The organism is Bradyrhizobium sp. AUGA SZCCT0283 (genome assembly GCF_018130385.1).
Taxonomy (GTDB): domain Bacteria; phylum Pseudomonadota; class Alphaproteobacteria; order Rhizobiales; family Xanthobacteraceae; genus Bradyrhizobium.
This window is the reverse complement of record NZ_JAFCLU010000033.1, coordinates 25,522-37,679: the sequence shown is the minus strand read 5'-3', so window position 1 is coordinate 37,679 and position 12,158 is coordinate 25,522. Positions and strand designations below refer to the sequence as shown.

Here is a 12,158-nt window from a genome sequence, read left to right as displayed (position 1 = left end):
CAGAGAAATCAGTTGTTTAGCGGATAGGCCGCGGCGTACTGGATGCCCCGCCTTCGCGGGGGCATGACGGCCTCTTTTGCAGGAAGGCATCACATGGACATCAAGGTCAGGGATTCCAACGGCGCGCTGCTCGCCGAAGGCGACAGCGTCACGCTGATCAAGGACCTGAAACTGAAGGGCTCGTCACCGTGCTCAAGCGCGGTACCGTGATCAGGAACATCCACCTCACTTCGAGGGCCGCACCGACAAGATCAAGGGCCTGGTGCTGCGGACGGAGTTCTTGAAGAACGCGTGAGGGTGGATCGGCTCACCCGGTCGTCCTTCAATCCATCTTCGAATCGATGCTATAAGACCGCCATGGAACAACTTGCCATCAAGCTGCTGGGGTTTGCTGCCGCAACATGCACGACCCTCGCTTATGCCCCGCAATTCATCAAGGTCTGGCGAACCCGCTCAACGGAGGACATTTCGCTTGGAATGTTCCTCGTCATGCTCCTCGGCCTGCTGCTCTGGCTGTTGTACGGCGTGCTTTCCGGAGATGCGCCGCTGATCGTTGCGAATGCCATTACGACCGTCCTGGCCGGCGGAATCCTCTGGATGAAGCTGAAGTACGGTTGAAGCGCAGCCAGCAAACAAAAATGCGGCAGGATGAACCGCCGCGTTCGAAATTCGTCAATCCGAATACGCGAGCCGCTTACTCCTCGTCGTCGTCCGGCTTCTTGCCCCGATCGTCTTCAGCGTGGCGAACACGGCGTCGACGTTGAGGTCGTCTTCCGTCTTTTCGCTCGGCTCGAATTCCGGCTCGCGATGGTGGTCTTGGTGGTGCCGACGAGGCGCATGATCTGCGCGTCCTTCAGCTCAGGGTGGTTGCGGACCAGCCACAGGATCGCGCTCGGCCGCTCGGGCGGGGCGCTCCACCGAACCAGCGGAGAATAGTTCGCATTGGCATCGCCTGTGACGCGCCTGCAACGTCGCGACACAATTTTGACATTGCCCGCCTGATTTGATCGATATCAAATCTTTCCGCCCCCCGTTCCTGCTGTGACAGGCGTGTCGCGCAACGAAGCGCGCATGGCTGAAGGGGATTCCAATGCGAAGAATAGTTCGAAAAACCGCGTCGCTGGCAGTGCTCGCCGCGGCGCTCGCGGGGGCATTTGCCTCGGCGCAGGCCGCAGACTTGCCGGTCTACAAGAAGGCACCGGCTCCGGCGGTGGAAGCCTGGAATCCCTGGATGATCCGTCTGCGTGTGCTCGGCGTGATTCCGGATGGCGGTGACAGCACGGTCAATGTCGCGGGTGTGCCCGCGCTGTCCTCGCCGAACTCAGGTCTTGACATCAACAATCAGGTCATCCCCGAGCTCGACATCTCCTATTTCTTCACGCCCAACATCGCCGCCGAATTGATCCTCGGCGTCACGCGGCATCATATCACCGGAACGGGCACGCTTCAGGGCCTCGATATCGGCAAGACCACGCTGCTGCCGCCGACCCTCACGTTGCAGTATCACTTCACCAATTTCGGCGCGTTCAAGCCGTACATCGGTGCCGGCGTCAATTATACGGTGTTCTTCAATAATTCGGCCGCCAACGTTCCGTTCGCCGGGCTTACAGTGACCAACCTGCACGTCAGCAACGAATGGGGCGGCGCCGTGCAGTTCGGCTTCGATTATATGCTGGACAAGCACTGGGGCCTCAACGTCGACGTGAAGAAGCTGTGGCTGCAGCCGAACTATTCGGCCACCGTCAACGGCGTAATTCCCGTCAGCGGCACGGCCCACATCGATCCCTGGCTGGTGGGCGGCGGCGTCACCTACAAGTTCTGACGCGGCTCAGGCTCCCAAGAAAAAACGCGGCGGAGCGATCCGCCGCGTTCGAAATTTTTCGGACTGAACGCGAGGAAGCTTACTCCTCCTCGTCGTCCCGCTTCTTGCCGCCGATCGTCTTTAGCTTGGCGAACACGGCGTCGACATTGAGATCGTCTTCCGTCCTTTCGCTCGACTCGAATTCCGGCTCCTTCTTGGTGGTCTCGGAGGCCGGCAGCAGCGTTGCGCCGCCGTAGGCCGCGGGCACCGGCTTTTCCTTGGCCGCGCGCTGCACCTCGAAATCGAGCTCGATCTGCGAGCACAGGCCGAGCGTCACCGGGTCCATCGGGGTCAGCGTCGAGGCATTCCAGTGGGTGCGGTCGCGGACGCTCGCGATGGTGGTCTTGGTGGTGCCGACGAGGCGCATGATCTGCGCGTCCTTCAGCTCGGGGTGGTTGCGGACCAGCCACAGGATCGCGCTCGGCCGCTCGTGGCGGCGCGACACCGGGGTGTAGCGCGGGCCCTTCTTCTTGGCGGCCGGCGGCAGCACAACCTTGCTCTCGCCGAGCTTGAGGCGGTAATTCGGGTCTTTTTCGCCCTTTTCGATCTCGTCGCGGGTCAATTGGCCGGTCGAAATCGGGTCCATGCCCTTGATGCCCTGGGCGGCGTCGCCGTCGGCGATGGCGCGGACCTCGAGGGGGTGCATTTTGGTGAAATCGGCCACCTGGTCGAAAGTCAGCGCGGTATTGTCAACCAGCCACACGGCAGTCGCTTTTGGCATCAGCGGTGCATTGCTCATGGCAAATCTCCTTTGTGCCTCGCCCACCTCTTTTGGAGGCGAAGCCTATGGTCATCGGTGATGACGGGAATTAGGGCGCTATATACGCCTTCCCGGGGTATTGGCGCAATGGTCTGCTAAAGTGCCTTGACAGAGCCCGAAAGCAGTCCCAAGTCCTTATCCGAATTGGCCGTTCCCTGCCCGCCGGCAAGGGGTGATTCGGTCCCGAGATAGCCCCGATGCCAGCCAAACCAGACCTCAGAATCGTGCTTTGTTCTCCTCGCGGCTTCTGCGCCGGGGTGGTGCGGGCGATCGATACCGTCGAACGGGCGCTCGCCATCTATGGTGCCCCCGTCTATGTCCGTCACGAGATCGTGCACAACCGCTACGTGGTCGACAGCCTGAAGACCAAGGGCGCGATCTTCGTCGAGGAACTCGCCGAAATCCCTGATAATACCAACGCCCCGGTGGTGTTCTCGGCCCATGGGGTTCCCAAATCGGTTCCGGCCGACGCCCGCGCCCGCAATTTCTTCTCGCTGGACGCGACCTGCCCGTTGGTCACGAAGGTGCACCGCGAGGCTGCGATCCATTTCAAGCGCGGCCGCGAAATCCTGCTGATCGGGCATTCCCATCACCCCGAGGTGGTCGGCACGCTCGGCCAGTTGCCGGCCGGCGCGGTGACGCTGATCGAGACCGCGGAAGACGCCAAGACGTTCAGTCCGAAGGATCCGGACAATCTTGCTTTCGTGACCCAGACGACGCTGTCGATCGACGACACCGCCGAGATCGTTGCCCTCCTCAAGGAGCGTTTCCCGAACATCAACGGGCCCCACAAGGAAGACATCTGCTACGCCACCACCAACCGCCAGCTCGCGGTCAAGAAGGTGGCGCCGGTGGTCGATGCCCTGATCGTGGTCGGCGCGCCGAACTCGTCGAACTCGCAGCGCCTGCGCGAAGTCGCCGAGCGCGAGGGCTGCAAGGTCGCGATCCTGGCGCAGCGCGCCTCGGATCTCGACTGGTCGCGCTTCGAGGGCATCAAGAGCCTCGGCATCACGGCCGGAGCCTCCGCGCCGGAAGTGATCGTCGAGGAAATCATGGGCGCCTTCGCCGAGCGCTATGAGCTGCATGTGGAGACGGTCTCGGCTGCGGAAGAGAACGAGTTCTTCCCGCTGCCGCGCTCGCTGCGACCCGACGCCGCCTGAGGTTTCTCATGGCGGTTTACACCGACGTCGCCGCCGAAGACCTCGCGGAGTTCCTGAAAGGCTACGACATCGGCGAGTTGCTCTCCTACAAGGGCATCGCCGAGGGCGTCGAGAATTCCAACTTCCTGCTGCATACCAGCAAGGGCGCGTTCATCCTCACGCTCTACGAAAAGCGCGTGGCGGTGGATGACCTGCCGTACTTCCTGTCACTGATGGCGCATCTGGCCGAGCGCGGCGTGCGTTGCCCGCAGCCGGCCAGGAATCGCACGGGCGAGGTCTACAGCGAACTGGCCGGGCGTCCGGCGGCGATCATCAACTTCCTCGAAGGCGTGTGGCCGCGGCGGCCCAACGCCGCGCATTGCACCGGCGTGGGCGAAGCGCTCGCGAAAATGCATCTGGCGGGACGCGACTTCCCGATGTTCCGCAAGAACCCGCTGTCGGTCGAGGGCTGGCGGCCTTTGTTCGATCTCGCTGCGCCGCGTGCGGATAGCGTCGCGCCCGGTCTGCAGGACTTCATCGCGCGCGAACTCGATCACCTCGAAGCGTGCTGGCCGAAAGATCTGCCGCCCGGCGTCATCCATGCCGATCTGTTTCCCGACAACGTGTTCTTCCTCGGCGATAAATTGTCGGGGCTGATCGACTTCCCGTTTTCCTGCAACGACATGTTGGCCTACGACGTCGCGATCTGCCTGAACGCGTGGTGCTTCGAAGTGGATCATGCCTTCAACGTCACCAAGGCCCGCGCGCTGCTCAACGCCTATGGCCGCGAGCGCCAATTGTCGGAGGCCGAACAGGAGGCGCTGCCGTTGCTGGCACGCGGCGCGTCGCTGCGTTTCCTGCTGACGCGGCTGGTCGATTTCCTCAACGTGCCGCCGGGCGCGCTGGTGAAGCCAAAGGATCCGCTCGAATATGTCCGCAAGCTGCGCTTCCACCAGAACGTCGCGAGCGTGCGCGATTACGGCTTGATCCAGCCAGGATACGTCGCTTGAGCGAACCGCCTCACGTGACGGTCTTCACCGACGGCGCCTGCTCGGGCAATCCCGGTCCCGGCGGCTGGGGCGCCATCCTGAGATTCGGCGACAAAGAGAAGGAACTGAAGGGCGGCGAGGCTCACACCACCAACAACCGCATGGAGCTGATGGCGGCGATCTCGGCGCTGGAAGCGCTGAAGAAGTCATGCGTGGTCGACCTCACCACCGACAGCCAGTACGTGCGCCAGGGCATTACAAGCTGGATACACGGCTGGAAGCGGAACGGCTGGCGCACCGCGGACAAGAAGCCGGTCAAGAACGTCGAACTATGGCAGCGGCTCGATGCCGCGCTGAAACCGCATCAGGTGCGCTGGCACTGGATCAAGGGCCATGCCGGCCACGCCGAAAACGAGCGCGCCGATCAATTGGCGCGCGAAGGCATCGCGATGGCGCGGCTGAAGGCTTGAGCGCTTCGCTCTATCCGTCCTACGCGATGCTGCGATAGCCAACGCCGTCGTCGCCCGCGAAGGCGGGTGACCCAGTATCCCAGAGACGTTTGTGAAATACGGAGAAGCCGCAGCGTACTGGATCGCCCGGTCAAGCCGGGCGACGACGATTTGCAGGAGGCGAGCACCAACCCGTCGTCATTGCGAGGAGCGTAGCGACGAAGCAATCCATGCTCCAGCATGCGCGGTGAGATGGATTGCTTCGCTTCGCTCGCAATGACGGACGCTTTAAAGCTGCCCCAGCAGCGTATCGCCGCCGGAGACCTCGACCTTGCCGGGCGCCGGTTCGAGGTTGAGCTTCTTGACCACGCCGTCGTCCACCAGCATCGAATAGCGCTTGGAGCGGATGCCGAGGCCGTTGCCGGAGGCGTCGAGCTCCATGCCGATCGCCTTGGTGAAATCGGCATTGCCGTCGGCGAGGAACACCGCTTCGTCGCGCTGGTCGGTGTCGCGCTTCCAGGCGTTCATGACGAAGGCGTCATTGACGGAGACGATGGCGATGGTATTCACGCCCTTGTCCTTGATGGCATAGGCGTTGAGGAAGATGCTCGGCAGATGCATCTTGTGGCAGGTGCCGGTATAGGCGCCGGGCACCGCGAACAGCGCCACCTTCTTGCCCTTGAAAATATCGTCGGTGGTTTTGACCTGCGGGCCCTCCGCCGTCATCACGCGAAACTTGGCTTCCGGCAGCTTGTCGCCAACTTGGATCGTCATCGTCAATTCTCCCTCAATGAGCGGTTTGTGTCTTAGACCGGGCGGGCAACGGGCACAATATTCGCAGGGGTTGAAACGGCAACGGCTAGGGTCGTTCACGCTTCCGTCATCACGGCGAAAACCCGCCTTTGTCCAGGAAGGCCTGCTCCTCTGGCGTGGTCGCGCGGCCCAGCAGGCGGTTGCGGTGAGGAAAGCGGCCGAACCGCCGGATAATATCGGCGTGGTGCTCGGCCCATTTCGCACTTTCGGCAAGGCCTGCCTCCCGTGAGAGCAGGACGCAGCGCAACTGGTCGGCCAGATGCTCCGAATGCATGAACGGCAGATAGAGGAATTCACGTAAAGCGGGATCGATCCGCCCGTCCAGGCCACGGTCGATGGCGCGGTGCGCCACCTCGCGCGCGAGGCGGTCGCTGGCATAGGTCCTGATGTCGCCGCGGAACATGTTGCGGGGAAACTGGTCGAGCACGATGACGAGCGCCAGCGCGCCGTCATCGCTCGTTTCCCATGTCGATAATTCGCCGGCGGCCGCGCGCTGCCACAGGCCGAAAAAGCGCCGGCGCACCTCCGCGTCGAAGCCGTCGTCGCGCCGGTACCAGCGGTCGGGGCCGGCGTCACGCCAGAACGCCAGAATTTCGGCCGGCGTGACGGGGGCTTCAGCCATCGACAGGAAGCCTGTACGCCCTTAGGCCGCGGCCTTCTTCTCGTCGCGCAGTTCGCGGCGCAGGATCTTGCCGACATTGGTCTTGGGCAGATCGGTCCTGAACTCGATCTGCTTGGGGACCTTGTAGGCGGTCAGCTGCGTGCCGCAGTACTTGATGACCTCCTCAGCCGTGAGGTTCGGGTCCTTCTTGACGATGAAGGCCTTCACCGCCTCGCCGGACTTGGAGTCCTGTACGCCGATCACGGCGCATTCGAGTACGCCGGCATGGCTCGCGATCACTTCCTCGATCTCGTTGGGATAGACGTTGAAGCCGGAGACCAGGATCATGTCCTTCTTGCGATCGACGATCTTGGTGTAGCCCCGCTCGTCCATCACGCCGATGTCGCCGGTGCGGAAGAAGCCGTCAGGCGTCATCACATTCGCGGTCTCTTCCGGCCTGTTCCAGTAGCCGGCCATCACCTGCGGGCCCTTGGCGCAGATCTCGCCGGCTTCGCCGAGCGGCACTTCCTTGCCGTCGTCGTCGCGGATCGAGAGATAGGTCGAGGGCACGGGAAGGCCGATCGTACCGGAGAACTCCTCGATGTCGGCGCGATTGCAGGTCAGCGTCGGCGACGTCTCCGACAGGCCGTAGCCTTCCGACAGTGCGCAACCGGTGGTCTTCAGCCATTTCTCGGCAACGGGCTTTTGCGTCGCCATGCCGCCGCCGTTGGAGATTTTCAGTTTGGAGAAATCGAGCTTGTCGAACCCCGGTGTGTTCAACAGGCCGTTGTAGAGCGTGTTGACGGCCGGGAAAAAGCTGACCTGGTACTTCGCCAGCTCCTTGACGAAGCCGGCCATGTCGCGCGGGTTGGGAATGAGCAGATTGGTGCCGCCGGCGCGCACGCCCAGGAGGTAGCACGCGGTCAGTGCAAAGATGTGATAGAGCGGCAGCGCGCAGACGATGACCATCTGGTCGACAATCGGCGGCTTCTTCAGCGCCGGCTGCAGCCAGGCGTCATTCTGCAGCACGTTGGCGAGAATGTTCTTGTGCAGCAGCGTCGCGCCCTTGGAGACGCCGGTGGTGCCGCCGGTATATTGCAGGAAGGCGACATCATCGAGCGTGAGCTTCGGCTTGTTGAGCTTCAAGCTGCGGCCGGCGGCGAGCGCCTCGTTGAACGAGACCGCGCCCGGGATCGACCAGGCCGGCACCATCTTCTTCACCTTGCGGACCACCAGGTTGACGATCACGCCCTTGAAGCCGAGCAGGTCGCCCATGCTGCCGACGATCACATGCTTGACCGCGGTCCTTGCGATTACCTGCTGCACCGTGGTGGCGAAATTCTCCAGAACGACGATCGCTTCCGCACCGGAATCCTTGAGCTGGTGCTCGAGCTCGCGCGGGGTGTAGAGCGGGTTGACGTTCACCACAGCATAGCCGGCGCGCAGCACGGCGGCGGTCGAGACCGGGTATTGCAGCACGTTCGGCATCATCAGCGCGACGCGGGCGCCCCTTTGCAGGCCCTTGCTCTGCAGATAGGCGCCAAGTGCGGCCGACATTTCGTCGAGGTCGCGGTAGCTGATCGACTTGTCCATGCAGATGAACGCCTTGCGGTCGGCGAACTTCGCAAAGCTTTCTTCCAACAGCTCGACCAGCGATGAGTACTGGGTGACATCGATATCGGCTGGCACGCCGGCCGGATATTGCTTGAGCCAGATCCGCTCCATGGTATTTCCCCTCTGGTTGTTTCCCTGTTTCCTGGCCGGGCACGCCTTGTTTTGGGCAGTATTGTGAATGCCGCCGCCGATGGCAAGCGGCTGGGTGCTATCGACGCATTTCGGCGATCTGGAATAATTCGGCCTAACGGCAGAAAACTGCCAAATTACGCGGCTTCGCGGCCCGTTAACCAGCCGGCTTGTTTTCGCCCTTGGGTTTAGCGGCAGCCTTCGGCTTGGCCGGCTTCGGCGCGGGCTTGTCTGCGGCGGCGGCGGGCTTGGCGGCCGGCTTTCTGTCGGCCGAAGCGGCCGGCTTCTTTTCGGCCGAGGCGGCCGGCTTGGCGGCAGCCTCCGGTCTGGCACTCGCATGCCTGACCGCAGCAGGCTTGGCTGGCTTTGCGCCGGCTTCCGCCTTGGCTTCAGTCTTGGGCGCCGCGGCGGCGGGCTTCTTCGCTGCCATCTTCGATTTCTTGCCGCGCTTTGCCGGCGTCTGCTGCTCGGCGTCCGCCGCAACGGCCGCGATCAGTGCCGTGCCGGTCTTGGTCGGGCCGGTATAGACCGGAACAGGTTCGGACGGCTCCGCCGCGGCAGCCAGCATTTCCGAGGGCTTGGCCATCGGCGGCTGCAGCCCGGCGGTGAAGAACGTGACCGCGGTCTCGCCGGTCGACGCGTTGCCGTTGGTGGCGACGACGTCGGCGTCCTCGTCGGTGGCCGGCCGCTTGCGCTTGCCGTTGCACATCTCCTCGCGCAGGTTCGGCGGCGTCGCATCGATCGGAACCAGATTGTCGACGGTACCGAGCGCGGGCTTCAGCCAGCCCAGCCCGTTGCCGCCGAAGCCGCGCTCCAGCAATTGCGCCGCGCGAACCGCGCGCGCCTGTCCCGAGGATGCGCCGAGCACGACGGCGATCAGGCGCTTGCCGTTGCGCGTGGCGGAGGCGACCAGATTGTAACCGGAAGCGCAGATGAAGCCGGTCTTGAAGCCGTCGGCGCCGGGATAACGCCCGATCAGCTTGTTGAAATTCTGCGTCACCCTGCGGCCGTAGCGGATCGAGGGAATGTGCATGAAGTATTCGTATTCCGGCAGGTCGCGAATCACCGCGCGCGCCAGGATCGCGAGATCGCGCGCCGAGGTGATCTGTCCGTCCGCGGGCAGGCCGTTGGGATTGACGTAGCTCGTCTGCGTCATGCCGAGCTTTTGCGCGGTCTGGTTCATCATGGCCGAGAAACCGTCGACCGATCCCCCGACGCCTTCGGCGAGCACCACGGCCATGTCGTTGGCCGACTTCACCATCATCATCTTCAGCGCGTTGTCGACGGTGACCTGGATGCCCGGACGGAAACCCATCTTGGACGGCGACTGCGAGGCTGCGACCGGCGATACCGTCAGCAGCGTGTCGAGCGACAGACGCCCTTCCTTCACGGCCTTCAGCGTGACGTAGGCGGTCATGATCTTGGTCACCGAGGCGGGATACCACGGCATGGTGGCGTTGTCGGCCTGCAGCACCTTGCCGGTATCGGCTTCGACGACCAGCAGCGCCTCGGCGTGCGCGGCGCGCGGCGTCACGACGGCAAGCGCCGTCGCCAGGAAAATCCAGTTCAACGAGGAAGCGCGAAGCAGCGGGCGAAGAAAATGCACTTTTCCGTTCCGGTCCTTTGAGACCCGCCTTGAAAAAAGGAGGTCCTCTCGATCTAACGTTCGGGTTTCAAGCGTGTCCGGCGCCGTCGCTTTGCGGCAGGCGCAAACCTATACCGGCTTGGCGGGCCAGAACAGAGGCCGGGCAACTAAATCGTGGACGAAATCGTCGCAAATTCGGCGATATCTAAACCGTGATCGCGCTCACGCAGGCCTTATTTGACCTCGATTCCGGCGCGCGCGCCCTCCTGCACCATGAACTGGGCCTTCGCGAGTTCCGCAAAGCGTCCGCCCTTGGCCACCAGTTCATCGAAAGTTCCGCTTTCGATCACCCGTCCATTGTCGAACATCAGGATGCGGGTGGCGTTGCGGATGGTCGAAAGCCGGTGCGCGATCACAAACGTGGTGCGGCCCTTCATGACCTCATCGAGGGCCGCATTGACCTTGGCCTCGGTGACGGCGTCGAGCGCGCTGGTCGCCTCGTCGAGGATCAGGATCGGCGGGTCTTTCAACAGGGCGCGTGCGATCGACAGGCGTTGCCGTTCGCCGCCGGAGAGCATGCGGCCGCGCTCGCCGGCATGGGTTTCGAATTTCTTCTCGCTGCGCTCGATGAATTCGAGCGCCTGCGCCCGCCCGGCGGCGATGCGCATTTCCTCGTCGGTGGCGTCCGGCTTGCCGACCTGCAGATTCTCGGCGATCGAGCGGTTGAACAGCAGCGCCTCCTGGAACACCACGCCGATGTTCCGCCGCAAGGCGGTCAGCTTCAAGGCGCGGATATCCATGCCGTCGATCTTGATGATGCCGGACTGCGGATCGAAGGCGCGGTGCAACAGCGCGATCGCCGTCGACTTGCCGGCGCCGGTCGGGCCGACCAGGGCAATGGTCTGACCCGGCAGCGCGGTAAACGAAACGTCTTCGACCGCGGGCCGCTTGCCGTCATAGGAGAATGAGACGTCGTGGAATTCGACGAGGCCGGAAAGCCGCCCGGTATCGACCGCCCCGGGCCGGTCGCGCACCGCGGGTACAGCGTCCAGCACGTCGAAGAATTCCTGTAAGCGAGGCGCCTCCATGAACACGCTGTTGATGAAGCTCACCACCTGTTCGAGCTTCTGGATCAGCATGGTCGCAAAACTCACGAACATCACGATCTCGCCGACCGTCGTCTGTCCCTGTGCGTGCAGGTAGATGCCGACGGTGAAGATCGCGAGCACGGTGATGGTGGTGGAAGCGCGGGTGATGACGGTGACCAGCGCCCACCAGCCCAATACCGGCATCTGCGCGGCGAGCAGCTTGTCGGCCACAAAGCGCAGGCCCTGAACTTCGGCGTCGATCCGCACGAAGCTCTGCACCAGCGCGACATTGCCGAGCGCGTCGGAGGCGCGCGCGGACAGATCGCTGTACTGCGCCTCGACCTCGCTCTGCATGCCGTAGGTCTTGCGCACCACCAGCGTGGTCAGCACCGTGAACACCACGCACAGCACGAACAGCAGGATCGCCAGACGCCAGTTGATGTAAAGCGCGAGCGGCAGCAGCACCACCAGCGACAGGATGGCGGCAAAGTGCTCGCGGAAGAAGGCGAGCCAGAGCCGCCACAGCGAGTCAGTGCCGTTCAGCATTACCTTCATCAATCGGCCGGAATGGGTGCCGGTGTGGAAGGTCAGCGGCAGTTGCATGATGTGTTCGAAATAATCCGTCAGCACCGCCTGGCGCTGGCGGTGCGCCAGCTTGTCGGCGTGGAGCGCGACAATGGCGCTGCAGCCGATGGTGAACAGGCCGAACGCCACCCAGGCCGCCAGCAGCGGCCAGGCCGAGTTCGAGGCCAGCGGCCCGGTCTGCGGCTTGCCGGAGAGCACATCGACGATCTTGCCGAACAGGACCGGCTCGGCGAATTGCGCGCCGGCCAGCAGCAGGTTGGCGACGGCGAGAATCCAGCCCAGCCGCGCCTCTTTGCCGAGCAGCTCGAGGACGCGGGTGTAAAGGCGCAGCATGGACATTCGGATAAGGACTCGGAAGCAAGCGGGGGCGTGATCAGCAGGGACGCATTCTAATCAGGGATCGCGGTAGAGAACCAGAGCGCGATCACTTTATCTTCCAGTCGCTTTTCCCTTTAATCGCTTGGCGGACACGTCCACCGACCTCATCCTGAGGAGCCGCAAAGCGGCGTCTCGAAGGATGGGCTACGAGCGAGGTGGGGCCTCAT

General features: G+C 63.3%; 11 protein-coding genes and 2 pseudogenes. 6 read left to right on the top strand and 7 right to left on the bottom strand.

The window, feature by feature from the left end:
* Positions 1-93 precede the first annotated feature (93 nt).
* Positions 94-295: pseudogene (locus JQ624_RS31320) on the top strand (PhnA domain-containing protein).
* Between the two features lie 62 nt (positions 296-357).
* The gene (locus tag JQ624_RS31315; protein WP_212422763.1) at positions 358-618 is read left to right on the top strand and encodes a SemiSWEET transporter; all 261 of its coding nucleotides are present in this window, start codon (positions 358-360) and stop codon (positions 616-618) included.
* A gap of 122 nt (positions 619-740) precedes the next feature.
* Here JQ624_RS31315 and JQ624_RS39795 read toward each other — a convergent pair.
* Positions 741-935 (bottom strand): annotated as a pseudogene (locus tag JQ624_RS39795) (cell cycle transcriptional regulator TrcR); the annotation flags it as partial.
* 155 nt (positions 936-1,090) lie between these two features.
* Between JQ624_RS39795 and JQ624_RS31305 the strand changes: the two are divergent.
* The gene (locus tag JQ624_RS31305) at positions 1,091-1,822 is read left to right on the top strand and encodes an OmpW family protein (protein ID WP_212422762.1); all 732 of its coding nucleotides are present in this window, start codon (positions 1,091-1,093) and stop codon (positions 1,820-1,822) included.
* A gap of 79 nt (positions 1,823-1,901) precedes the next feature.
* Here JQ624_RS31305 and JQ624_RS31300 read toward each other — a convergent pair whose 3' ends face one another.
* A complete protein-coding gene (locus JQ624_RS31300) occupies positions 1,902-2,600 on the bottom strand; it encodes a DUF1013 domain-containing protein (RefSeq protein ID WP_212422761.1) in 699 nt (232 codons plus the stop codon).
* Between the two features lie 218 nt (positions 2,601-2,818).
* On the opposite strand from JQ624_RS31300, the gene ispH reads away from it, so the two are divergent.
* The 3 genes from ispH to rnhA are packed head-to-tail and all read left to right on the top strand — an operon-like array spanning position 2,819 to position 5,219.
* Positions 2,819-3,781: a 4-hydroxy-3-methylbut-2-enyl diphosphate reductase gene (gene ispH, locus JQ624_RS31295; RefSeq protein ID WP_212422760.1), complete on the top strand. Its 963-nt coding sequence runs from the start codon at positions 2,819-2,821 to the stop codon at positions 3,779-3,781.
* An 8-nt stretch (positions 3,782-3,789) separates the two neighbouring features.
* A complete protein-coding gene (locus JQ624_RS31290) occupies positions 3,790-4,770 on the top strand; it encodes a homoserine kinase (protein WP_212422759.1) in 981 nt (326 codons plus the stop codon).
* Positions 4,767-5,219, top strand: a complete 453-nt coding sequence (gene rnhA / locus JQ624_RS31285) for a ribonuclease HI (protein WP_212422758.1) — start codon at positions 4,767-4,769, stop codon at positions 5,217-5,219. Before JQ624_RS31290 ends, rnhA begins: the two co-directional genes overlap by 4 nt.
* Positions 5,220-5,486: 267 nt before the next feature.
* Here the strand turns inward: rnhA and JQ624_RS31280 are convergent, their stop codons facing one another.
* The 5 genes from JQ624_RS31280 to JQ624_RS31260 form a co-directional block, all read right to left on the bottom strand.
* The gene (locus JQ624_RS31280; protein ID WP_057854710.1) at positions 5,487-5,972 is read right to left on the bottom strand and encodes a peroxiredoxin; all 486 of its coding nucleotides are present in this window, start codon (positions 5,970-5,972) and stop codon (positions 5,487-5,489) included.
* 109 nt (positions 5,973-6,081) lie between these two features.
* Positions 6,082-6,633, bottom strand: coding sequence for a DUF924 family protein (locus JQ624_RS31275; RefSeq protein WP_212422757.1), 552 nt, complete (start codon positions 6,631-6,633; stop codon positions 6,082-6,084).
* Between the two features lie 21 nt (positions 6,634-6,654).
* Entirely contained in the window at positions 6,655-8,337 is a 1,683-nt protein-coding gene (locus JQ624_RS31270) for a long-chain fatty acid--CoA ligase (RefSeq protein ID WP_212422756.1), read from the bottom strand.
* Positions 8,338-8,512: 175 nt separating this feature from the next.
* Positions 8,513-9,961 carry a D-alanyl-D-alanine carboxypeptidase family protein gene (locus JQ624_RS31265; protein WP_212422755.1) on the bottom strand — a complete coding sequence of 483 codons (1,449 nt, stop codon included), beginning with the start codon at positions 9,959-9,961 and terminating at the stop codon, positions 8,513-8,515.
* A gap of 212 nt (positions 9,962-10,173) precedes the next feature.
* Positions 10,174-11,952 (bottom strand): glucan ABC transporter ATP-binding protein/ permease, encoded by a 1,779-nt coding sequence (locus JQ624_RS31260; protein WP_212422754.1) that lies wholly within the window; start codon positions 11,950-11,952, stop codon positions 10,174-10,176.
* Positions 11,953-12,158 lie beyond the last annotated feature (206 nt).

What these genes read in the sequence shown, in the direction of transcription:
- JQ624_RS31280 (WP_057854710.1), bottom strand. Translation starts at nt 5,972, where the DNA reads ATGACGATCCAAGTTGGCGACAAGCTGCCGGAAGCCAAGTTTCGCGTG.
- ispH (WP_212422760.1), top strand. Translation starts at nt 2,819, where the DNA reads ATGCCAGCCAAACCAGACCTCAGAATCGTGCTTTGTTCTCCTCGCGGC.
- JQ624_RS31290 (WP_212422759.1), top strand. Translation starts at nt 3,790, where the DNA reads ATGGCGGTTTACACCGACGTCGCCGCCGAAGACCTCGCGGAGTTCCTG.
- JQ624_RS31305 (WP_212422762.1), top strand. Translation starts at nt 1,091, where the DNA reads ATGCGAAGAATAGTTCGAAAAACCGCGTCGCTGGCAGTGCTCGCCGCG.
- JQ624_RS31260 (WP_212422754.1), bottom strand. Translation starts at nt 11,952, where the DNA reads ATGTCCATGCTGCGCCTTTACACCCGCGTCCTCGAGCTGCTCGGCAAA.
- JQ624_RS31270 (WP_212422756.1), bottom strand. Translation starts at nt 8,337, where the DNA reads ATGGAGCGGATCTGGCTCAAGCAATATCCGGCCGGCGTGCCAGCCGAT.
- JQ624_RS31275 (WP_212422757.1), bottom strand. Translation starts at nt 6,633, where the DNA reads ATGGCTGAAGCCCCCGTCACGCCGGCCGAAATTCTGGCGTTCTGGCGT.
- JQ624_RS31300 (WP_212422761.1), bottom strand. Translation starts at nt 2,600, where the DNA reads ATGAGCAATGCACCGCTGATGCCAAAAGCGACTGCCGTGTGGCTGGTT.
- JQ624_RS31315 (WP_212422763.1), top strand. Translation starts at nt 358, where the DNA reads ATGGAACAACTTGCCATCAAGCTGCTGGGGTTTGCTGCCGCAACATGC.